This is a genomic window from Sinomicrobium soli, from assembly GCF_003285545.1.
Lineage (GTDB): Bacteria > Bacteroidota > Bacteroidia > Flavobacteriales > Flavobacteriaceae > Sinomicrobium.
In genome coordinates this window covers 75,104-98,758 of record NZ_QLNV01000014.1, presented here as the reverse complement: position 1 = coordinate 98,758, position 23,655 = coordinate 75,104, and the positions used below count along the sequence as shown (strand labels likewise).

13 protein-coding genes are annotated in these 23,655 nt (G+C 45.6%); 7 read left to right on the top strand and 6 right to left on the bottom strand.

The genetic code is table 11. From position 1 onward, the window contains the following. Positions 1-188: 188 nt before the first annotated feature. The 6 genes from DN748_RS15545 to DN748_RS15520 all read right to left on the bottom strand — a co-directional run bounded on the left by DN748_RS15545 (position 189) and on the right by DN748_RS15520 (position 12,350). Positions 189-1,790 carry a fascin domain-containing protein gene (locus DN748_RS15545; RefSeq protein ID WP_112372753.1) on the bottom strand — a complete coding sequence of 534 codons (1,602 nt, stop codon included), beginning with the start codon at positions 1,788-1,790 and terminating at the stop codon, positions 189-191. Between the two features lie 188 nt (positions 1,791-1,978). After that, the gene (locus tag DN748_RS15540) at positions 1,979-3,568 is read right to left on the bottom strand and encodes a fascin domain-containing protein (RefSeq protein WP_112372752.1); all 1,590 of its coding nucleotides are present in this window, start codon (positions 3,566-3,568) and stop codon (positions 1,979-1,981) included. Positions 3,569-3,634: 66 nt separating this feature from the next. Next, a complete protein-coding gene (locus DN748_RS15535; RefSeq protein WP_112372751.1) occupies positions 3,635-7,822 on the bottom strand; it encodes a hybrid sensor histidine kinase/response regulator transcription factor in 4,188 nt (1,395 codons plus the stop codon). A gap of 17 nt (positions 7,823-7,839) precedes the next feature. Next, complete coding sequence (locus DN748_RS15530; RefSeq protein ID WP_112372750.1) at positions 7,840-9,933, bottom strand: sulfatase-like hydrolase/transferase; 2,094 nt, start codon at positions 9,931-9,933, stop codon at positions 7,840-7,842. Positions 9,934-10,209: 276 nt separating this feature from the next. After that, positions 10,210-11,058 (bottom strand): sugar phosphate isomerase/epimerase family protein, encoded by an 849-nt coding sequence (locus DN748_RS15525; protein ID WP_112372749.1) that lies wholly within the window; start codon positions 11,056-11,058, stop codon positions 10,210-10,212. 11 nt (positions 11,059-11,069) lie between these two features. Then, positions 11,070-12,350: a Gfo/Idh/MocA family protein gene (locus tag DN748_RS15520; RefSeq protein ID WP_112372748.1), complete on the bottom strand. Its 1,281-nt coding sequence runs from the start codon at positions 12,348-12,350 to the stop codon at positions 11,070-11,072. On the opposite strand from DN748_RS15520, the gene DN748_RS19385 reads away from it, so the two are divergent. The 7 genes from DN748_RS19385 to DN748_RS15480 all read left to right on the top strand — a co-directional run bounded on the left by DN748_RS19385 (position 12,349) and on the right by DN748_RS15480 (position 23,654). Then, positions 12,349-12,783 carry a sugar-binding domain-containing protein gene (locus DN748_RS19385; RefSeq protein ID WP_112372747.1) on the top strand — a complete coding sequence of 145 codons (435 nt, stop codon included), beginning with the start codon at positions 12,349-12,351 and terminating at the stop codon, positions 12,781-12,783. The genes DN748_RS15520 and DN748_RS19385 overlap by 2 nt on opposite strands. Next, positions 12,765-13,013 carry a beta-galactosidase small subunit-related protein gene (locus tag DN748_RS19450; RefSeq protein WP_161554581.1) on the top strand — a complete coding sequence of 83 codons (249 nt, stop codon included), beginning with the start codon at positions 12,765-12,767 and terminating at the stop codon, positions 13,011-13,013. Before DN748_RS19385 ends, DN748_RS19450 begins: the two co-directional genes overlap by 19 nt. Further along, a complete protein-coding gene (locus tag DN748_RS15505; protein ID WP_317047437.1) occupies positions 12,910-13,170 on the top strand; it encodes a beta-galactosidase small subunit-related protein in 261 nt (86 codons plus the stop codon). The genes DN748_RS19450 and DN748_RS15505 overlap by 104 nt, the downstream gene beginning before the upstream one ends. Before the next feature lie 612 nt (positions 13,171-13,782). Beyond that, entirely contained in the window at positions 13,783-16,956 is a 3,174-nt protein-coding gene (locus DN748_RS15495) for a SusC/RagA family TonB-linked outer membrane protein (protein ID WP_112372743.1), read from the top strand. 25 nt (positions 16,957-16,981) lie between these two features. Further along, a complete protein-coding gene (locus DN748_RS15490) occupies positions 16,982-18,820 on the top strand; it encodes a RagB/SusD family nutrient uptake outer membrane protein (protein WP_112372742.1) in 1,839 nt (612 codons plus the stop codon). Positions 18,821-18,940: 120 nt separating this feature from the next. Then, positions 18,941-21,874 carry a SusC/RagA family TonB-linked outer membrane protein gene (locus tag DN748_RS15485; RefSeq protein WP_161554579.1) on the top strand — a complete coding sequence of 978 codons (2,934 nt, stop codon included), beginning with the start codon at positions 18,941-18,943 and terminating at the stop codon, positions 21,872-21,874. Between the two features lie 13 nt (positions 21,875-21,887). After that, positions 21,888-23,654, top strand: coding sequence for a RagB/SusD family nutrient uptake outer membrane protein (locus tag DN748_RS15480; protein ID WP_112372740.1), 1,767 nt, complete (start codon positions 21,888-21,890; stop codon positions 23,652-23,654). Position 23,655 lies beyond the last annotated feature (1 nt).

The following is a 23,655-nucleotide window of genomic DNA, read 5'->3' as shown; positions in this document are numbered from 1 at the left end:
ACAAGCTTCCGGGAAACAGCAATGCGCCTGTTCCCAAACTACTGTTCCTGATAAAATTTCTTCGGTCCAAGATGATTTGTTTTTGTGTACGGAATCGATTGCATGATAAAGAAGGATTTGACTTAGTCCTCATATAATACTGTCGATATCACGAATTTTCGTATTCTTCTGTTTACCTAATAATTATATTATTCGAATGCTATTATAAAACTCCCGTAATCAGATTTTCCCGTGGCAGGTATATCAAATCCCTTTGTGGTAATACCTGAAGCTTCTGCAGGTACACTGGTGTTATCGATATCTCTGTCAAAACGGAGATGAATAGTTTCTGTAGAAGCATAAAAGACCTTCACCTTGTCCGGGTCTTCTGTAGTAAAGGCAATTACGGCCGAGTCGGGGTCCTCTGCCACGGAGCAATTTACGAGATTATATGCCGAGGCAGAGACCAGTTCCCTTCGGAAAGGGCCGTTGTTATTGTCATCGTCGGTGTTGTTCAAATGAGTCTGTCCCCAGAAAATTATACCTGTAACCTTTCCCTTATAAAAGGCTTCATGTAATTTGTATACAAGATTTATAAAAGTATCCTGATTTCCTCCGATCGTTTCTCCGTCCCAATCGTATTCACTGTTGGCCGGCCACGGAGCAGTTAGCTTTTTATTGTGGGTAGCTTTGATGTCAGTTACCTGTTCGGCATCATTATTCCAGAATACATCTGAATTACCTGCCAGCGACATTTCCGGAGATACGATCAAAGGGGAATGAGTAAGTTTATTTACAATATCTATAAACTCTGCTCTTTCCCAATGCTGTGCCAGTTCACAACGTGGGGCGAGGTATTTCACTGTTTTCCCGGTATGGGTTTGAATATAATCTAAGAAGGCATCTATGCTGGCTGCAAAGCCATCGGTATCTATACCGTTAGGGGTGTAAAACGATCCGAAATTAATATTTCGCTCTGTACTGTGATCTGCATGATCGTGAATCTTATGAGAGGCATACAGATCGGGGTCTCCGTTAACCTTGGCGATGTTTATGACATCGATGATTTTGTCGTATTCGTTACCGCCCCCGGATAAATATTTGTTTTGTCCGTTGTTGGCAATATAGAAGTATCCGTTTCCGGCATCTGTAAATTTCCATTGGGTCCAGGAGCCTGTAGACGTATTGTCAGTAAGAGTAATGTTGCCATTATTATCAGCTCTCAGGTGTTTACCAGAATGCCCACGATTTTCTATGTGGTACCACCCGTTTCCGGCATCGACGAGTTTCCATTGGTTCCAGTTATCCATATATGAAGTGGTGTCTATTTCCAGAATGCTTTGCCCTGTAGTATATATAATTCCTCTTGCACGCTTATTGAAAGTCTTGTTCTCGATATAGAACCAATTCCCTTCAGTTGAGATCGTATCCCATTGTACTTCTCCGGATGATGTGTTTAAGGGCATTAATCCGGTTTTGTAATTATCTCTTACCGAGCCATCGGGGTTATGGGCGTTTGAATAGAAGGGAATTCTCAGTATGTTAAACCTGCCGTTTTCGAAGATCTGTGTACATGCTTCTTCTGTTAGGTTCTCTGCGTTTCCATCCTGCTTAATATCATGCCCCCAGTCTGTGATTTTCTGTACGACCTGCATGGAGGATATCAGGAAGGAGTCTTTTAAACTCAGATCGACATTTTCATCTCCAATGGGGGATGTTTTTTCTGTTTCGTTGAGATCTGATCCCGAACATGCTATAAAGATACCTGTGGTAAAGGATACCGTAATTTTAATGAATAAAGACGTTTTCATTCTATATAAAGTTTTAGTCAGACTTAAAGGCCTGTGAGCTTCAGGTCCATTGTGGTTTAGTTGGTGTGGCGAATTTGCGATTATTTGGCAGGGAGTATTGTGAAATAATATTCATTTCTCATCAGATTTCATGCGTTAATTCATTTTGACTGCCATTTTATATTTCTGATGTTTGCCCGAATGCTCAATTAGTTGAATTCGACGATAAAACTCCCGTAATCAGATTTTCCGGTGGCCGGCATGTCAAATGAAGAGGCTGTTATGCCCGAGGCTTCCGAGGGTACACTGGAACTTTTGACACTCCTGTCAAAACTAAGGGTGAGCCCTTCTGTAGAAGCATAAAAAACCTTGATCTCGTCGGGGTCGTCCGTGGCGAATGCGATTACAGCAGCTTCTTCATTTTCTGAAATGGAGCATTTGACGAGATTATATTCGGAAGCGGCCACGAGTTCCCTTCGGAAAGGGCCGTTGTTATTATCGTCATCGGTATTATTCAGGTGCGTTTGTCCCCAAAAAACAATACCAGTGACCTTGCCTTTGTAAAAGGCTTCGTGCAATTTAAAGACGAGCGATAAAAAGTTGTCCTGATTACCACCTACGGTTTCTCCGTCCCAGTCGTATTCACTGTTCAAAGGCCATTGCGGAGAGTTCTCCTTATTGTGAGTCGATTTAATATCGGTCAGGTTTTGCACATCGGTGGTCCAGAAGGAATCACTGTTGATGGCATATGCGGCTTCGGGAGAAACGATCAGAGGAGAGTGAGTGAGATTATTCACTACATCTACAAATTTCTGGGGGGTCCAATGACTTCCCAGTTCACATCGCGGAGCCAGGTATTTTACCGTTTTCGCGGTATGGGTTTGAATATAATCTAAGAAGGCGTCGATACTGGCGGCAAAACCCCCGGCATCTATGCCATTGCTGGTGTAAAAGGGACCAAAATTGATGTTTCGGTTTGTATTGTGGTCTGTATTATCATAAATTTTATGAGAAGCATATAAATCAGGGTCTCCGTTAGTCTTTGCCGTATTTATAACCTCAATGATCTTGTCGTATTCGTTTCCACCCCCGGAAAGATATTTGTTCTGTCCTTTATTGGTGATATAGGAATACCCGTTTCCGGTATCTGTGAGTTTCCATTGGGTCCAGGATCCTGTAGAAGTATTGTCGTATAGCGTAATATTGCCGTCATTGTCTGCCCTCAGGTGCTTACTGGTATGTCCGCGGTTTTGCAAATAATACCACCCGTTTCCGGCATCGACAAGTTTCCATTGGGTCCAGCTTCCCGTATACGAAGTCGAATCAATCTCCAGGACATCGGTATTGAGCCCTCTGGCATATTTATTATGAGCCTTGTTCTTAAGATGGAACCAGCCTCCGTCCGTGGGGATTATTTCCCATTGGACTTCATCGGAGGAGACACTCAGGGGCATTAACCCGGTATTATAGTTTTCCCTTACCGAGCCATCAGGATTATGGGCGTTGGAGTAAATCGGGATTCTCAGTATGGTGAACCTTCCGTTTTGAAAAATTTGCTGACACGCTCCTGCAGTTAGTTTGGCTGCACTTCCTCCCTGTTTTATATCATGTCCCCATTCCAGTATTTTCTGTTCCATATCCATAGAAGAAATAAGAAAAGTGTCTGTGGTACTCAAACCGGCATGCTGTGCTTTGTTCAGGATGTCTTCGGTATCCTTAAGATCGGTTCCGGCGCAGGCTATTAAGCTGCTTGCTATGATAAAGCAAAGCACGGATTGAACATGGTAATTTGTTTTCATGACATTGATTTAAAGTTTATGTCACGAATTTGATATTTTCAACAACGAGTTATTGTGAAATAATGATCAATTGTCATTGAATTTCTCCCATATGTCATTTTCCGGGGTGCTTTTAGGTATGGAGAAAACCACCTGTTGCTCATCGTGTTTTTTTTTCTGGTAGGTACTGGGAGAAACACCGTATTGTTTTTTAAAGCACGCGCTGAAATAACTCAGGTCGTTGAAACCGATCATATAGGCGACTTCCGAAATATGGATGTTGTTATCAGTGAGTAATTGGGCGGCCCGCCTCAGCCGGATATTTTTTATAAATTCGTTGGGAGTAATGTCGAGAAGGCCCTTGATCTTTCTGTAGAACATGGAGTTGCTCATGCCCAGGTCCCTGCAAAGCATCTTGACGGAAAAATCGGAATCGGAGATATGATGTTCCACGGATCTTTTGGCCCTGGCCAGGAATTCTTCGTCGATACTTGTAGAAACTATTTTTTCAGGCTCCAGGAACTGGCCCTTATTGAACTTGCTGTATATTTTTTCCCGTTTTTTCAGCAGTGATTCGATGCGGTATACCAGGACATCCAGGTTTATCGGTTTGGAAAAATAGGTGTCTACTCCTGCTTCATATCCTTTTTTTCTTTCCTCGTCGCCGGCATGTGCCGTTACGACCACTACGGGAATATGGCTGGTATTGACATTGCCTTTGATTGCCCTGCACAATTCATGCCCGTTCATATCGGGAATACGCAGGTCGGAAACGATGAGGTCTATCTCTTCGGAGTTGGCAAGATCAAGGGCACTCTTTCCGTCGAGGCAACTGAAGACCTTATAATAATTCCGGAGATAGGACTGCATGAGTTTCAGGTAGTCTTCATTATCCTCGACCAGCAGAATGGCTTTACCCGAGTATTCCACATCCTCCAGCTCATCGGATACCTTGTGTTGTTCTGGGAATTCGATATTTTTTTCAGTGATAAGGGCACCGGACAGTTTTCTGTCTTTTGAACCCGTGATATCCCTGCCTATCGGAACGGTAATTTTAAAGCGGGTACCTGTTTCGGCTTCACTTTCCACGTCAATGGTCCCCTGCTGTATTTCCACAAGGTGGTTTGTGAGCGCAAGTCCGATACCCAGGCCGTCTTCCCGGCCCTGAACAGATTTCAGGCGGTAGTACCGGTCGAATATTCTTTCGAGATCCTCCCTGGGAATACCTTTACCGGTATCGGCCACAACAATGGTAAGGTGCTGATTGCCGTTATGCCCAGTGGCATACATTTCCAGGGTAACAGCACCTTGTTCCGGGGTGTATTTAAAGGCGTTGGAAAGGAGGTTATTGACACAGATCTTTATCTTTTCCGGATCGATATACCCCGTAAGATCGCCTGGTACATTAATCTTAAAACTGATGCCTTTCTCTTCTGCAAGGATCTCATAATCCTTTTTCAGGTCACCGATAATCCCGGAAATATTCTGCCAGGAAACATCCAGGGCCATATTATCGGTCTCGGCTTTCCTGAAATGGAGCATCTGTTTAATGCGGTCGTTCAGGATCTTGACATTGCGTTTTAATATTTTTTCTTTCTCCTGCCGGTCATCGTTCCGGCTCAGGCCCTTGTCGGAAAGAATGGTCAGCACAGACAGGGGAGTGAGCAGTTCATGAGAGAGGTTGGTAAAGAACTGTAATTTGAACTGGTGTAGCTTTTCTGATTTTATCCTTTCAATGTTCTCTACCTTCAGGGCCTCGCGAATCTTGACCTTCCTGCGATAAAGCACAAAGATAGCAACAATGATGCCTGTTACCGCCAGGGCATACAGCGAATAGGCCCACCAGGAAAAATAGGGAGCGGTTTCTACGAAAACCGGAAGTGAAAGGCTGGTTTCCGTCCATTGACCGTTGGCATTGGTGGCTTTTAGTCTAAAGGTGTATTTACCCGGTTTCAGGTTTACATAGGTGGCCGTCCTGTTGTTGGACGTTACGTATTTCCATTCGTTTTCCAGGCCCTCCAGTTTGTAGGCATAGTTCAGGTTATCCGGGTCCCTCATGTCGATGGAGGAAAAAGACAGCGTTATCATGTTGTCATCGTAATCCACCCTGAACGGGTTTCCGGTATGGAATGTGTGATCGCTGTAGTAATTCTTCCGGGACGTGCGCAGGTTGGTGAGTACCAGGGCAGGCTGCATATGGTCGTCCTTGATATTCAAAGGATTTAAATGGTTGAACCCCTGATGCCCGCCTGCAAACAAGGTGCCGTCCTCATCCTTGAAAATGGAACCCTTGATAAAATAATTTGCCTGCAGTCCGTTACGGATGGTATATAAACTGATCCTGGTCTCATCAGACAACATGTTGATATAGATCAGCCCCTTATTGGATGTAGCGATGATATTGCCCTTTTCATCTTCTTCAAAAGCGTGTAGGGAAAGATTTTTTATTCCCGAAAGGACATCGGATCCCGCGGGTTTGCCCTCTTCGGTATAGATCTCAAGCCCGTTGTTGGTGCCTACCCATAACCTGTTTTTTCCATCGATAAACAGGGTGTTCAGGCTCTTGTTGTTATTTCCGGGGCGCGGTATCTTTTTAAAAAAACAGGTACCTGTGGAATCCGAATAAATACTGGTGGCCGATTTCCAGATATCCCCGCTGTTGGTGGCGAGATACAGGTAGCCGTTTTTACTGAGATTAAAGTCGGAAAAGGTGTTTTGTATTACTGAAGAGTCCCCGGAAATCCTGGGTTCAAAGGGTTTTACCGTATTGTCGATGAAACGACCTCCCTGTTCAATGGTATAAAAACCTTTGTTCGTAAGTGCCCATATCTTATTGTTGAGATCCGGAACAGTACGGAATACTTCCTTAAATATCCTGCCATGATCCCTGCGGTCGGACACCTGAATGTAATTCCTTCGGGAAGGGCTGTATTTGATAAGCCCCTTAAACCTTGTACCCAACCATAAATTTCCTTTTTTATCCCGGGTAAAGTTTCTTACCGTATTGAGGTCAAGCGCATATAATGAGCTGTAATCATCTATATGCTCATACGTGGTCAGCACCTTGTTGTCCAGGTCATATACCCCGAACCCGAGGCTTTGTACACCCAGTAACAGTCTCCCCTTATGATCTTTGATAAAGGCATATACAGATTGACTTTTCCGGTTATCGGGAGGAGAGATGTGATACAGGGGAAATTTATTTTTCCGGAGGTCAATTTTACTGACTCCACCACCAAAGGTGGCCAGCCACATAAGGCCGGACCTGTCTTTGAGAATGCTACTGATTTCGTGATTTCTCCATTTGGTGCCGGTTGCATTTCCGAAATCGAGAAAGTTAAACTCCCGGTCTTCTGCAGTGCTGATTATACTGAGGCCAAAGGGGGTTCCTACCCATATACTGCCGTGAAGGTCTTCGTTGATATCGTAAATAATATTGCTCGGAAGTCCGTCCGCTTCAGCTGTTGATTCCCCGAACCATTCCAGTACCTCCGGAGATCCCGGTTCTGAAATATCCACAACGTATAGTCCTCCGTCCCACGTGCCGACCCATAATCTCCCTTTTCGGTCCTGGTACAGGGAATTCAGAACGTTGTCTTTTGTCCGGGAGGGCCCCGAGGTAAATTCCTCAAAAACTTCAAACTTTCCTGTTTCGGGGATATACCTGCCCAGCCCGTCTTTCCAGGTGGCCAGCCATACATCTCCGGAGGAACTGATAAGGACATCTCTCAGTCCTCTCGGATTATCCCTGTTTTTAATGGAATTGTAATGGGTTATTTTCTGTGTATGCAGGTCATAAAAGAAAATCCCCCTGCTCCCGCCGAACCAGATTTTTCCGGAAGGGTCGTATTCAATGGTCATACGATCTCCGGGATTGGTGCTGACATAAACCTGGTCTCCTTGTTCAATAAGGCGGATGCAGGCTTTCTTTTTATCATAGTAAAATATGCCTGCCGAAGAGGCCACCCATAATTTTTTATCGTCACTTTCGGTAATTTCGAAATACTGTGCCTTCCCCAGTATTTTTTTGCTGTCCGGAACGATGGTCTCAAAACTTACCATCTCATAACCGTCATGGCGGAACAGCCCTCCGTCTGTTCCGATCCAGATAAAACCGTCGCTGTCCTGGAAGACAAAACGGCTTTCATCCGAATCCAGGCCGTGTTCTGAGGTAATCCTGGAAAAGAGCATGCCTTCCTGGCCTGTACTTTGAAAACTGCAGCACAAAGTACCCGTCAGAAAGAGAAAGCAATATTTGAGAAAACTGTCCAGCATTATGAATTGAGATCTATCTATTCCGGGTTGTGATAAAATGCAGATGCAGGCACCACAGATTCACCGAGGTCTTTATGTGCCCACTTCAGCTGTAACTCCTTTCCGGAAACCGGGCCTTCTCCCGTGATATATAATTTTACCGGGTGGTTGCCTTTGGAGAGGTTCACTTCATATTCCCGGGCCTTGTCCCCGTTAAAGTCCCTGTCGATCACGGCAATGTCGTGAATCCTCATAAAACACTTTTTATCCGTATCTGCCGAAAACCGGTATGTTCCGTCTTCGGGAATGTTGATATAACCTTCCAGGCAAACCAGGTTTTCCCCGAACTGTACTTCTCCGGGGTCGTTTACCCGGACTTCGGAAACAGCATCTCCGGGAACTGCCGGGATCCAGGGCAGATCGTTTTGGTAAGACCGGGCCATTAGTCCTTTTTCCAGCGATTTTCCGGTCACGGCAGGCACCAGGGCCTTGTCGTAAGTACGCGGGGCAGAGGTGTCCGTACGGCGCATTTGAAGCACTCTGGCCTTCATTTGGCGTTGCAGGTCGGTATGCTTACCGGCCAGGTCATTTCGCTGGGCCGGGTCGTCCACCACATTATAAATGTTGAAGTCGTCTTCCGCATCCGTGATATTATATCGTACCCCTACCATATCTCCCAAGCGTATCATCTGCATCTGTTTTCGCCGGGTGTTCTGGTGGTTCTTGCCGAATTCGGCATAGGCAGGTGTTTTGCCCGGATGAAAATATTCTACATAAATCTTGCTTTCCTGCTGTTTTCCTTTCCCGGTGAGGGAGGGAAGCAGGGAAACTCCGTCGGTCCGTACGGGGGCAGTGACTCCTGCAGCCTCGGCAAAGGTGGGCAGCCAGTCGTAGGAAATGCTCGGACTGTTTATTACACTTCCCGCGGGAATGGTCCCCGGCCAGAAAGCTATGGTAGAGGTGCGCAGCCCCCCTTCGTAAGTATCTCTTTTGATCCCGTCGAAATACGCGAAATTGTTAAAAAACTCCGGGGTGTATTCTGCATATTCTTCTTTGGGGAGATAAGATTCCCGGGAAGGCCCGTTATCCGAAGTAAAGATCACCAGGGTATTCCGGTCGATCTCCAGGTCTTTCAGTAATTGAATGAGGTCGCCCACCTGGTCGTCAATTCTTTTGTTTACTGCAGCATAGCGCTTATAGGTGTCCGGCCAGGGCACTTCGGGAGTATCGGGGTTCTTATCATCGTCCCAGGTCGCACTTTCATAGACAGGGTCCATATAGGAATCGACCTCTCCGGAGGCCGTATTGATCATTTCGCCCGGTGTTCCCAGCCATTGTAACCCTCCTTTGAGTCCGCGGCCTTCCGGGTAGGCCTGGGTAGGTAATTCCAGTACGGCATGAGGAGTATCGTAGGCAAGGTACATAAAGAACGGGTCGCCTGCGTGGTTTTCCTGGTGGTCGGTGATATACTTTTTCGCCCTGGCGGTAAACAGGTCGCCCGTATAGCATTTATCCAGGTCGTCGGCTACGTTGTTGTAATCGTCATAGACTTCCATGGGCCCGCGGTATATACCTTCCTTGGGATAGTGTTCATGGCCGTCACGGTGCCGTATATACCCATAAAAGTTGTCGAAACCTCTTTTGAGAGGGTGTGCCGGCCAGCGGGGGCCTTTCCCCTTTCCCTGTAGCCCCCATTTGCCGATAGCTACAGTACGGTATCCGGTTTGTTTTAAAACATTCGCCACGGTGTAATTGTCCTCCAGAGCCTTGTCGAACTGGTTGTCACGAACGTTGGAGTGCCCCTGGTTAACACCCAAGAGTATCGATGCCCTTGACGGTGCACACACCGGAGCTGCCGTGTAGTGATGGGTGAGCCGGGCGCCGTCGCCGGCCATGGCATCCAGGTAAGGAGTTTGTAGCCAGGGTTCGCTCTTGTCGCCCTGTTTTTTCCTTTCGTTCTGGAAGAACACCCCGATATCCCCATAGCCCAGGTCGTCGGTAAGAATGAATATGATATTGGGCTTTTCCAGGTCGGTCTGTGCCGCGGCTTTTTCTTTCTGAACATTCCCGCAGGATGAAATACAGACGACAACGAAGAGGGACAGGAATAAAAATGGTTTGATCTTGTTCATGTAATTATTTTATGTGAAACCTGAAACAGGGTTTCGGTTGGTTAATCAATAATAGCGAGAATCCCGGTGTGAGACCTGAAATACACCTGACTTTTTGCCGGGACCTATAAGATGTCATCAGACAGGCAAAAATCAGGCAATAGATGCGTTTAAAGTATAAATCTTTAATCAAAGAACACAATAAATTGTTAAAAACAAACGTAAAAAAGTGTTTTTGTACTCATATTGCCAATTAAAAAAGGCAGTGTAATAACTGTATTCCGACGATTTGATTTGTCATTTGATTATTTCGGTTTTCAGATAGTGAATACTTTGTTTGATGTCGTTTAACGGGGAGGTCTTCCGTTGTTGTGTTTCCACCATGCCTAATTCGTAGCCCGCCAGTTCACGCTGCGACCAAATCGAGTGAAAATCGAGCTTTCCACTTCCGACGGGCACGGATTTTCCATCGTCATTTACATCGCGAATATGCCATAATGGGAAGCGCCCCTGATGTTTCCGGAAGTAATCCTGTGGTTGAAAGCCTCCCTTCACCAACCATCCGAGGTCCATCTGGAAAAAGACCAGTTCCGGATCGGTGTTTTCGAGCAGGATATCATACGGGATCTTTCCATCTATGGCTTGGAATTCGAAGTTGTGGTTGTGATAGCCAAAGCGGATTCCTCTTTCTCTGGCCTGGGCGGCCACCGTATTCATCTGTGCGGCTGCGCGGCGGTAACCGTCGGCACTCTTTCGGAAACCACCGTGCACTGAAGGCCAGACAACATACTTTACACCTATGGTTGCGAAATCGTCGAGCAGCGGAGCGGCTTCCTCTGGGCTAAACCGGACATGAGCACTGATAGGTTGGAGTCCGTTGGCGCGAATGATCTTCCGGTATTCCCTGGCGGAACGATTGTAAAGTGTGCGTTCTTTTTTGTTGTATCCCGCAGACTCTACATGGGTATAGCCCAATTCGGCCACCTTGGCGATATTACCTTCAAAGTCATCGCTCAGGCTCGGACTTATAGAGTATAGTTGTAGGCCTATAGAGGTGTCTTTGTTCTTCCAGTCGAATGGAAGTACGGGCATGACTGCAGCTGTGGCCGCAAGACCTGACTGCTTTATAAAGTTTCTTCGGTTCATATTTCCCGGGTTTAAAAATCATTAAAATCCCACCCCTTCCGGTAAGGTCTGCTCCGCATCATGTTGGCGAAATCATTGTCAAAAGATTCGGTAACCGGATCCCATTTCAATGTGTGCTGGAGTTCATAGGCAATATTCACGGCATTGCAAACAGTAGCGCTGCGGTGTCCTGTTTCCACGTCACATATGGGCAGGGAGCGTTTTTTTATGGCATTTATCCAGTCCTGGTAATGATTGTCACTGAAATACAACCGTTGGTCCCTTTTGCGGAATTTCAGGTCAGTTAGCTTTCGGGGAGTCGTATTCAGGAACTGGCGGCTTACTTCGATCTGTCCTTCGGTACCGATAAACTGTATAGCATTGTTCTTGCCCCATGGCGTATGGCGGACAGTGATACCGTTGGCATACTTGAAAAACAATCCGTGTTTTGCTCCCGCTGTCTGCGGGGGAGTGAACTCGACCGGTCCCGATCGGTCCATACCGAGGGCCCATTGTACAATATCGAACATGTGAGCACCCCAGTCTGTGATCAATCCGCCCCCGAAATCGCGGTACCCCCGCCACCATGCCCATTTATCATCTTCAAGGGGTGGGGAAAGTACAGGGTGATAGCCCCGGTACAGGGCCGGCCCGATCCACTGGTCCCAGTCCAGGTAACCGGGGATGGGTTCAACAGGCAGATCAAGTGCCCTTACCGGTTCACCGACCGAGACATTGATTTCCTTGATGTCGCCTATATATCCGTTGTATACCAGTTCAGCGGCCTGACGGAAGTTGTATTGAGAACGCTGCATGCTGCCGGTTTGAAGTACGCGTTTGTATTTTCCTACGGCGTTTACCATGGCCCTCCCTTCCGTAATGGTAAGAGAGAGTGGTTTTTCACAGTAAATATCTTTTCCCGCTTTTGCAGCATCGACGACCATTTGCGCATGCCAGTGATCCGGTGTAGCCACGACGACGGCATCTATATCGGGCTGAGCCAGCAGCTCGCGGTAGTCGCTATATCTTTTGATCTGGATATCTACCTTCTGGGAATTGGCTGTTCTGGCCAGTGCGGTGAAGTGTTCCAGTTTCTTCGAATCTACATCACAGGCCGCCCGGATAAGGATTTCACTGCAGTGGCTCATGCCTTTGAGCAATGGCCCCCTCGCCTGTTTTCCCACCCCGATGAACCCCAGGTTAAGATAGTCGCTCGGGGCAACATACCCCGCCCCGCCCAATACAGCTCTTGGGACGATGGAAAATGCCATAGCTGCAGCAGAACTTCGTTGAATAAATTTTCTTCTGTTCATGAATATGATAATATTTGTTGTAATCGCGTGTCCGGAATATTTGGGATCTTCCTGGAAAGGGCATTTCCGAACGCGTGGATTTACGAAATATCAAATATATGGGGATTATAAAGCGTTTATTATTAAAAAAACATCAAATAATATTAAAAATCATTCATATGAAAGCCGGCGTACCGGTGGTGTTAAGGGAGGGTTTCAAATCAGCCGTATTCCCGTTCCGTTGAACTGGCAGATGCACGGGTACGGGATACCGGTATATGCCAATATTATCTACCCCTTCGATATCTCCGGTTTAAAGGCTCCGGGAGATTTTAATCCGGTAGTATCGTATAAAAGGGAGTTTACGGTTCCCGAAAACTGGGATAACCGGAAGGTCTACCTGCATTTTGCCGGGGTGGAATCCGCTTTTTACCTGTGGTATCCCGGAACTTAAAGTATGCGGACCGGAAAACGGAGAAAACAGAAACTTACAGTCCTAAAGTGGATAGCGAATGGGCAGATTACAGCCGTCCTCAGGAAAATGGTTACAAAACCGATACCCGTTGGGTGGAAGTGACCGATCATAAGGGAATGGGACTACGATTTACCGGAAAGACGCTCTTTTGGTTTTGGGGCGACACATTATACCCGGGAAGATATGGAAAGGGCGGATTATTCCTTTGAGTTGAGCAAAAACCCCAAAACATTTCTGAATATCGACAAGGCCTGGATAGGGGTGGGAGGAACCAATAGCTGGAGCAGAAATTCCCTGCCCTTACCGGTCTATAGGATCCCTAATGAATCACTGAGCTATCAGTACAGGATAACTCCCGTATTTTAAAGGATTTCTTGTCGGACGGAGATATATATTTATCTGTATTTGTAGGAACCATGATTTCATCAGACAACTGTACATTTGATCCTGAATCAGGTTTCAGGGCTTAGAAAAGTATTTTCGGCCAACTTATCATCTTCAAAATTGGTTACAGGTTCTTTCACGCGAGAAGATATTCTGAATGATATGGCACCTATATCTAAAGGAGGGGTTAAATGCCGAATAAAACAATAAAGTATATTAAAACTTCCGGATTTCTCGTACACTATTCGTGTATTATGGGTGTACGATATATTTAAAGAGGTGATATACATAGGTTTGTTTGTAAACAAAAAAAGGTATTTAACATTTTTTTATGAATGTATTTTTATAGCATTTGATGAAATTTTAATGATACTCCCTGCTTTGCTCCTTTACATTTGTTATATGGTTTTTTACGAATTGTCAATATATATCAAAAAATAAATAGTATATGGAAATAAAAAAGCATATTTTTTATTTTTTTCGGATTGATTCTTGGCCGATAAAGAAAATTTATCCGAGGGATTCGAAGTAAAAGAAAGTATAAAGAATGATTTTTAAGATCAGAAGAAAATAACAATTTTCAATGTATTGATAATGAAAGAAAAATTACTAAGTTTAGTAATGGCCGGGGCCTTAAAAATGGTATGTATTTGCTGTTTTACCGGGATTCAGCAAGTTTACGCATTTGAGAGGTACCAGTCATTAGTAAAAATTTCGGGGACTATTGTCGATGAAAATAATGTTCCCATGATAGGAGTAACGATAAGACAGGAAAATACGTCCAGGGGAACAACCACCGATTTTGACGGGAATTTTGAATTGGAAGTGGAAGAAGGCTCAACGATTCTAATAAGCTATGTGGGTTATTTACAGAAACGTTATGAGAATATAACTCCTGAAACCGGCTCACTGGATATTCAACTGGAACCGGATGCCACCAATCTTGATGAAGTGGTTGTTATCGGTTACGGGGAACAGACGAAACAGACTGTGGTAGGATCGGTGAGTACTGTAGAAGGGAAAAAGTTACTGGAAACGGGATCGGTGAGTACTATTTCCGAAGCTTTACAAGGACAGTCTCCGGGTCTTATGGTAATCAATTCTAATGGTAAGCCGGGATCGGACGCAGGAGATATATTTATCAGGGGAAAATCAACCTGGGGGAATACATCACCCTTGGTATTGGTAGACGGAATTGAAAGGGATCTGAACAATATAGATCCCAATGAGATTGAAACAATTTCCGTACTCAAGGATGCAGCCTCTACTGCAGTTTACGGAGTAAGGGGAGCCAACGGAGTTATCCTGATAACCACGAAAAGGGGTACGTTTAGTGAACCTATATTTAATTTTTCGGCCAATCTTGGTATCAAGTCACCGACTACCAGTCCGGAAAAGGCAGATTATATAACAGCCATGAGAGCCTTTAATGAGGCAGTACTTAACGACAGAAACTATGATCAGCTAATTCCTCAATCTACTATAGATGCATGGACCGAGCATTATGCCGAAAGGGGGCCTTATAATCCTTATTTTCCGGAGGTTGACTGGTATGACAGACTCATAGATAAAGGTTATGAGCAAACCTATAATCTCAATGTCAGGGGAGGCGGTAGTAAGATCAAATACTTTGCCTCGTTGGGATACCGTAATGACGGAGACATTTTTCAGACCGAAGAGCAGCCGGAATATGATCCGGCCTTCGGATTGAAAAAATATAACTGGAGGACTAATCTTGATTTTAACCTTACTTCATCTACAAAGTTTAGTGTGGGTTTTTCAGGAAACTATCGTGTCCGAAATCAACCAGGTTACCGTATAAGCAATGGTGTAGAGGATGGCTATGGACAAGCACAATTTTACGGAAACATATATAAAGCACCACCTAACCTTTTCCCTCTCTATTATCCCGACGGAGTTCCGGGCGAATCTTCCGACGGGGAAGGAAACCTGAGTGTTTATTTTAATGAAGGGGGGCAGCGGACCTATCAGTATTACCAGGGTTTTTATGATGCCCAATTAGAACAAAAGCTGGATTTTATTACTAAGGGACTCTCTTTTAACGGCAGTATAAACTACTCTTCATTTTCCAATTATTCCAAGCAAATACTTCGCGGCGGGGTACAGCAGGGAAACCGGATTAATATTGTCAGGTATTACAGAGCATATGATTATTCTCAACCTTCAATAGGACCCGACGGGGAAGTGGAATATCCTTTGGTCAATGAGATCAGGTGGCCTACCGATGACACACAGGAAGGACCTGTAAATGCTACCACACCTGATATTTACGGGTACAACAGGCAACTGAACTATCGTTTTCAGCTCAAATATAAGAAAGCGTTTGATGATCATAATATAGATGCTACTGCCCTTATGTTAAGGCAGAATATGGTGTCGAGAAATGGTTTTGCGGCCAGAAGAGAAGAGTGGATCGGACGTTTGAGTTACAATTATAAAAAACGCTATCTGATAGAAGCATCCGGGAACTATTCCGGATCTGAAAAATTTGCCCCCGGATTGCGTTTCGGCTTTTTTCCTTCTATAGGAGCAGCCTGGGTGATCTCGGAAGAACCCTTCGTTAAAAAAATGGGGGGAGACTGGTTAGATTTCCTCAAGGTCAATTATTCCTATGGTATTGTGGGCAGTGACAATGTGGCCCGATTTCAATATATGCAAACTTATGACGGAGCGGGGAATATTAATTTTGGTTATGAAAACCTCACCGGTTATGGCCCCCTGTTTACCGAAGGAACGATTGCCAATGCGGCTGCCACCTGGGAGACGAGTACGCAACAAAACCTTAAGTTTACAGTAAACCTGTTCAAAAAAATAGATTTTGAACTTGATATGTACCAGTCCGACAGGGAGGGGATACTAATGGCCAGGAAGACAGTACCCAGTTTTGTTGGTTTTCCGGATTTGCCCGACGCCAATATAGGGCGCTCCAAAAGTCATGGTTATGAACTGACCCTTGGCTGGCGCGACCAGATAGGCTCCGATTTTAATTACAATATAAGCCTGGGAACCTCTTTTACGGAAAACAGGATAGTTTTCAGGGACGATCCCGCAGGCATGGATGTGTATTTGAAAGAAGCAGGAAAGCCCATCCATTGGAAGTCCAGACTTATTGCGGGTGGATTCTACCAATCCGTGGACGATATTTTTAACGGACCCAACCAAAGCAATGGTTCAAGCCTTGAGAATCTGGTACCCGGAGATGTATTGTTTGTAGATTATAACGGAGACGGAATATCTGACACTAACGACAAGGTTCCTATGGAAGAAGTAGGATACCCTTTGAGAACCTATAATTTACAACTTGGATTTAATTGGAAGAATCTGGGATTTAATGCACTTTTTTACGGTGTTACCGATGTGGGATATGTATATCCCAATGTGCTCTATTTTGATTTTGCCGGAGGGTTTATTCAGGCCCAGCCGGACGTACTTACACGATGGACTCCCGAAACTAAGGCTATTGCTGAAAAACCGGCTCTTCACCTTTCCAATAACCATAATAGTACGGCAAGCACCCTGCTTTATAAGGACGGTTCTTATCTGCGTCTTAAAAATATTGAGATCAACTACAATTTTCAAAATAAGTTTCTGAAAGACATGGGTATAAAAAGGCTCCAGTTATATGCCAATGGAAATAATGTGTACACCTGGTCAAAACTTGGAGAAGGGATTGACCCGGAAACCGATGGGGCAGGGAACTATCCTATTGTAAAACGGTATAATCTTGGAATAAGAGTCACTTTTTAGGAATTAACCACAAAGAAGTTTAAAAATGAAAAAGATATTTTCAAAGAGTTTCATTGTTCTATTTGTCTTTGGCCTTATATCTTGTGAGGATTATCTGGATATATCTCCGGACTTCGGGATTACCGAAGATGATGTATTCTCGGAATTCGAGTCGGCCAGAGGCTATCTGGACAATTGCTATGATGTATTGCTGGACTATCATGAACCATTTTCGCAAAGTGCGGGGCGTTGTAGTATAAATGCCCTTTCCGATGAGGGAGGAAGCCCTTTTACCAGTACGATTGTCAATGTGTTAAATACAGGTTCATGGGCTAATAGAGCAACAGATCCGGAATTGGGATGGACAGGAGAACGGGGAGAAAAGGGAAGTATAGTTGCCAATGCTTTTTATGCTATCCGCATTGCCAATAAGGTGATTCAAAGGGTTGACGAAATACCTAATATTTCACAGGAACAATACGATGGCCTGCTGGGGCAGGCACATTTCTTAAGGGCCTGGTATTATTTCCAGGTGATCCAGCGTATGGGAGGCATGCCACGACTGGATAAAGTCTTTGGCTCAGATGATGAGCTTGATTTGCCAAGACTCACTTATTCTGAAAGTTCGGAGTTTATAGTGGAAGATCTGGATAGGGCCATCGAATTGCTCCCCGGTACCTGGAGCGATGCGGAATACGGAAGGGCCAATAAGGTAGCGGCTATGGCCGTAAAGGAAATGGTAGCACTCTATGCGGCCAGCCCCCTGATGCAAAACGGACTGGAAAGCATTCAGTATCTTCCTTACGGACAGGAGTGGAGTGAACGGGCAGCAGAGTACGCTCATGAGGTATTGCAATATATAGCGGGAGGAGCCGGAGGGGCAGATGTACGGCTTATGGATGGAGATGAATATGAGTTTATATTTTATTCCGAAGGAAACCAGGTGACCCCGGAGTCTCTTTGGTATAAGCTCAATGCTAATAAAAGAAATCAGTCCAGAGGTCTGAGGATTAATTATTTACCTCAATATTTTTCAGGAGGTACGGGTAATGATGCTTCTGCTTATTCCAATCCTACGCAGAATATTGTAGATATGTATGAAGTGATCAATAACGGACAGGCATATGATATTGATGATCCGCGGTCCGGATACGACTCACAAGATCCTTTTAATAACCGCGACCCCCGTCTTTATCACGATATCGTGATACCGGGAGAACGCTGGGGGGTTAATCAATCCGGAAATCCTATTTACCAGGAACTGTATGTAGGAGGGCGTGATTATGTCAGACAGACCGGTAGTTCGTATACACGAGACAGATTATTGTCCGGCTATATCTGCAAAAAATATGTTTGGCCGGAAGCAAATAACTTTACAAACCAATACAACAAGTATAATCTTAATGCCATTTATATCCGCGTTTCCCAGGTCTATCTGGATTATGCCGAGGCCATGAATGAAGCCTATGGCCCGGATAGCGATCCTGAAGGATATGGTATGACAGCGGTAGATGCAGTAAATGTCATCCGTAATCGGGTGGACATGCCTGATGTCAGAAGTGAACAGACGATGTCTAAAGAAGTATTCAGGGATAAAATAAGACAGGAACGGGCTGTTGAACTGATGTGGGAAAACCACCGCTGGCACGACCTCAGAAGATGGATGATCGCCGAAGAAGTCTTTTCAAAGCCCATCAGGGGAATCAGGGCAAATCCGCCTGCGGGTCATGGACAGGTTGCAGATAAAAGCACCCTTGATTTTTCTTATGAGGTCATAGACCTGACTACGGAACAACGGGTTTTCGGTTTAAGGTATTACTGGTATCCTGTGCCACAACCGGATGCTCTGAACCTCGTTAATTTCAAACAAAACCCAGGATGGTAAATTCTATTTAAAATGATCATGAAAATCAATAAACTCATAATTGCACTTCTTTTGATTGTCAGTGGAGTCACAACATCCCATGGTCAGAACGATCGGCAAATATCAAAGGTTATACGGGCTATGGTTGTTAACGATGAGGGAAACCCGGTACAGCGTGCAAAGGTGGTATTGGGTAATGGCAATATCCAGGTATATACCGATGATTCGGGAGTATTCAGCCTTGAGGTTAGGCCTGATAATGTACTGATTATCTCGGCAAACGGATTCAGGGAAAAGGTCATTAACCTTGCCGGGACAGATGTCCCCGACCGGATAGTGCTCGAAAAAGCACCCTTGTTCGCTTCCGATGTTATCGATCTGCCGGCTTCCCTGAAATCTGCTAAAAGGGAATTTGTGGGGGCGACGGACAGGGTGACAGGAAAAGCACTGGAGTCCCAGCCCGATATGGTCTTCTCCAATACCTTACAGGGGCGCCTGGCCGGTTTGTCGGCACGTATGACCACCGACGGGCCGGGAAATAACAATGCGCAATTATATGTGCGCGGTTTGTCCCGGCAAACGGATAACCAGGCGATTACGGTTGTGGATGGTATCGAAAGGCCCATAGACTTTCTAAACCCGCAGGAAATAGAAAGCGTGGAAGTACTGAAGGATGTCAATGCCAAGATCCTTTACGGGCCGAGGGCGGCAAACGGGGTGGTACTTATCACGACGAAAAGGGGAAAGGAAAACACTAAAATTTTTGAAGTTTCCGCAGAATACGGAGTAAATATGAATACGCGTATGGCTGAATATCTCAATAGTGCGGAATACGCAAGACTGTATAATGAGGCCCGTGCCAATGATGGGTTGTCTCCTTTTTATACCGAACAACAGATACAGGGATATGAGCAAAGTACCGGTGCAAACGACCTGCTATATCCCAATGCGGATTACAACGACTATTTTATCGAGGACCTGAACCCTTTCAGAAGGGTAAATATCGAGTATTCCGGGGGAGATGAAGGAGTCCGTTATGCCCTGCTTGCCGGTTACCGGGGGAGTGAGGGTATAGAAAAGGTGGGCAAGGCCGTAGCGCAGGACCGGTTTAATGTGCGCGGAAACCTCAGTATAGACCTGTCTCCTTCCCTTACGGCACACCTCGGGGCCAACGGGATCATAGAAAGCCGTAAATGGGGGAAACTGCACCAGGGTGATTTCTATTCCGCCCTTAAAGCTCAGCGGCCCAATGAGTTTCCGTTTGTCATCACAGACCCTGATTTTATGGGAGAAGAAACTCCTTTGGGGGAAGAACAGATCCCTCCCCTGGGCGGAAGCCTGAAAAACCCTCAAAGCCTTTATGGCGACATGATATACGGAGGCTACCAGGAATACCAGTTTTTCTATGGGCAGACCAATTTCGGACTGGACTTGGACCTGGGGAAACTGGTCAAAGGCCTGTCTGTGAGTACTGCCGTGACTTTTGATAATTACCAGTATCACCGGGCGCAGCAGATCAACAATCCCGTACGGTATGCGGTAAGGGTCGTTACACCGGATTCGCTGGTATATACAAAATTAAACAATCGCGTAATTGAATCCGACCGCTCTGAAAATGGTAATGATATTGAGAGAAACCTGGGATGGTCAGCTAATATCAACTATAAGACAACGGTAGATGATTATCATGATATTTCGTTTACCCTATCTCATTTTTACTATTTGAACGAGCAAAAAGACAACCGTCAGCATACCGAAAACACCAATACATTTTTAAAGAGCACTTATGCTTATAAAAACAAGATATATATCGACTGGGTACAAAGTGTCATGGGGAGCAACCGCTTTGCCCGAAAGCACCGTTACAAATATTTCGGGACTATCGGCGCCGCCTGGATACTTTCGGAAGAGAATTTTCTCAACGGGGCTAAATATCTGGATTACCTGAAGCTTAAAGGAAGTTACGGGATGATGGGATATGACCGGGCTACGGGATTCTATTTATTTAATACGCGTTTCACTGATGGAGGAAATGTAAATTTTGGAGAACGCAACCAGCAGGGAGTGGGCAGAACTGTTTATAATAGTTTGGGAAACCCGGACCTTAAATGGGAAACCTCTACAGAGTTAAACCTGGGGGTGGAAGGGCTTTTCTTTAATAGGTCGCTGGCTGTTGAGGCGAATTATTTTAACGAGGTCAGGGATGATATTATTTTCAACAGCCCTTCATCAATTTACTCAGCTACCTTTTACCCATATACGCCACATAATCTCGGAAAGGTAGTCAATAACGGGATAGACGGCAAGATTACGTATTACGGGAGTTCCGGGAATTTCAGGTATGATATCGGAGCCAACTTTTTGTATGTTAAGAACCGGGTGGTGAAAGCAGATGCTATAGACCATCCCGATACGTACCTGAACGTGGAAGGGAATCCTTCGGATGCGATCTTCGGTTATGTGTCCGACGGCCTGTTCAGAAGTGACGAGGCGGTGGCTAATTCCCCTTACCAGGCATTGGGGCCCTATAAGACCGGGAATATCAGTTACCGTGACCTCAATAATGATGGTATCGTCAACGAACAGGACAGGAAAATCATTGGAAATTCATTTCCCCGGACCAGTATAGGGATCAATGCCAATTTTAAATATAAGGGGTTCGGGATGAGCCTGTTGGGAACATCCGAACTGGGGGTCGATTTTATGCGTAATAGCACCTATTACAGGAACTCCGGGGAAGGTAAATATTCCGTATTGGCCAGGGACAGGTTTCACCCCGTAAACAACCCCGGGGGAAATCTGCCGGCGCTTACCACCTATAACCCGACCAACGACTATCAGGGTTCTACGTTCTGGATACAGGATGCCTCATTTTTCAGAATGAAGAATGTTGAGGTAAGCTATACCTTTTCCAATGACACCTGGACAGTCAGGAATATCAGGGTGTATCTCAGGGGTACCAACCTCTTTGTCCTCTCCAAAGAAAAGGATCTCGATCCGGAAGTTCCAGCTTCCGGGGTTGATAACTACCCCTTGATGAGGATTGTTACAGGGGGGCTTACCATAGGATTTTAAAAAGAAGATCAAGATGAATAAATTTAATACTCGAATTCAGATACTGGTGTTATTCATTTTAGGTAGTACGGTAATTTCCTGTTCCCTGGACCCGGAGATAGACAATACCTACGGTGAGGAGTACGCTTTTACACTTCCTGAAAAAGCCGAGGGATTATTGATGAATGCCTATTCCAATCTTCCGAATACTATAGTGGATGACTATGGGGGAAACTTTCTGGACGCGGCAACAGATAACGCCGTGACCAACGATTTCAACAGTAATATTTACCGGATGTCGCAGGGAGGGCTTACGGCAAACTCAAACCCTGTTTCGGTATGGGGTGCAGCATATAATCAGTTCAGGAATGTACATTTCTTTTTGGAAAATGGTTTGGGCCCGCAGGTAAATTACGATATTACCAACGAGGAAAACAATATCAGGAAAAAGCGTAACCTCAAGGGAGAAGCTTTTTATTTAAGGGCCTGGTGGGGGTTCCGGCTGTTGCAGGTGTATGGGGGCAAGACCGCGGAAGGAGATGCCCTTGGCTACCCCATTATACTTTCCCTGAAATCGGATGAAGAGGCACAGGACCTCGATACAGTAGAGCGGAATACGTATAAGGAATGTGTAGCACAGATAGAGCAGGATCTCGATTCGGCCATGGTATACCTGCCTCTCGAATATGCGGGCAGTGATCCGGTGACCGGAGAGCTACAAATAGGAAGGGCAGATCAACAGGTAGTGGCGGCATTGAAGGCAAGAGTGGCCGTCTATGCCGCAAGTCCGGCATACCAGCCTGATTCGGTGACCAGGCTGACAGGAATGGGGCAGTTTTCCATTACCGACCAGGGAATTTTTGAGGCACAATGGGAGCAGGCCGCCCGGGCCGCCCAGGAAGCCATAGACCTTATCGGTGCCCTGCCCGGGCTGTCGGAGGCGGATTTTAACAGCAATAATACGCCTGATGAGTTTATCTGGAGAAGCTACCATCGAAACAGGTCGCTGGAAAACCAGAACTACCCTTTCGGGGAATACGGGCAGGCCAGGACAGGGCCTTCTCAAAACCTTGTGGATACCTTCTACAGTGAGAACGGCTTCCCGATAACCGATACCCGTTCCGGCTATGACCCGGAGCATCCCTATGAACACCGGGACCCACGCCTGTATCTCAATGTCCTTTATAACGGTGTGGAACTTAATAACAGCCCGTTACAGATCTATGAAGGGGGAAAGGACTCCCGTACGGTCTACCCGCAAAACACCAGGACTGGGTATTATCTGCGAAAATGGTTGTCCTTGGCCCCCGGGATTATAGATGTGGAAAATCCGGGTAATGATTACCACTATAATCCGTATCTCCGGAAAACCGAAGTATACCTGAACTTTGCAGAGGCTTCGAATGAAGCCTTCGGACCCAATGGTGTAGGCCCCGGCATGGCCTATTCTGCCGTAGATGTCATCAAGATGATCAGGGATAAGGCAGGGATTACCGATAATACGTATGTCGATGAGGTGGCAGCACAGGGAAAGGAAGCTTTCCGGGAACTGGTATTGCGGGAAAGAAGACTGGAACTCGCTTTTGAAAACCATCGCTATTTTGATATGAGACGCTGGCTGATGCCGCTTGACGAAGCCGTAAGGGGAATGAGGATTGAACAAAAGGGGGAGGACACCTATTCGTATACTGTTTTTGAAGTGGAAGAACGAAAGTTCAGCGATATAAAATATTATTACGCACCACTGCCTTATGAAGAGCTGGTCAAGAGCCCTAAACTGATCGATAATCTCGGATGGTAAT

Bases quoted from the DNA above. Each gene is read 5' to 3' on its own strand.
- DN748_RS15480 (WP_112372740.1), top strand. From the start codon at position 21,888: ATGAATAAATTTAATACTCGAATTCAGATACTGGTGTTATTCATTTTA.
- DN748_RS15535 (WP_112372751.1), bottom strand. From the start codon at position 7,822: ATGCTGGACAGTTTTCTCAAATATTGCTTTCTCTTTCTGACGGGTACT.
- DN748_RS15545 (WP_112372753.1), bottom strand. From the start codon at position 1,790: ATGAAAACGTCTTTATTCATTAAAATTACGGTATCCTTTACCACAGGT.
- DN748_RS15520 (WP_112372748.1), bottom strand. From the start codon at position 12,350: ATGAACAGAAGAAAATTTATTCAACGAAGTTCTGCTGCAGCTATGGCA.
- DN748_RS15540 (WP_112372752.1), bottom strand. From the start codon at position 3,568: ATGAAAACAAATTACCATGTTCAATCCGTGCTTTGCTTTATCATAGCA.
- DN748_RS15490 (WP_112372742.1), top strand. From the start codon at position 16,982: ATGAAAAAGATATTTTCAAAGAGTTTCATTGTTCTATTTGTCTTTGGC.
- DN748_RS15530 (WP_112372750.1), bottom strand. From the start codon at position 9,933: ATGAACAAGATCAAACCATTTTTATTCCTGTCCCTCTTCGTTGTCGTC.
- DN748_RS15485 (WP_161554579.1), top strand. From the start codon at position 18,941: ATGGTTGTTAACGATGAGGGAAACCCGGTACAGCGTGCAAAGGTGGTA.
- DN748_RS15495 (WP_112372743.1), top strand. From the start codon at position 13,783: ATGAAAGAAAAATTACTAAGTTTAGTAATGGCCGGGGCCTTAAAAATG.
- DN748_RS15525 (WP_112372749.1), bottom strand. From the start codon at position 11,058: ATGAACCGAAGAAACTTTATAAAGCAGTCAGGTCTTGCGGCCACAGCT.
- DN748_RS19385 (WP_112372747.1), top strand. From the start codon at position 12,349: ATGAATATGATAATATTTGTTGTAATCGCGTGTCCGGAATATTTGGGA.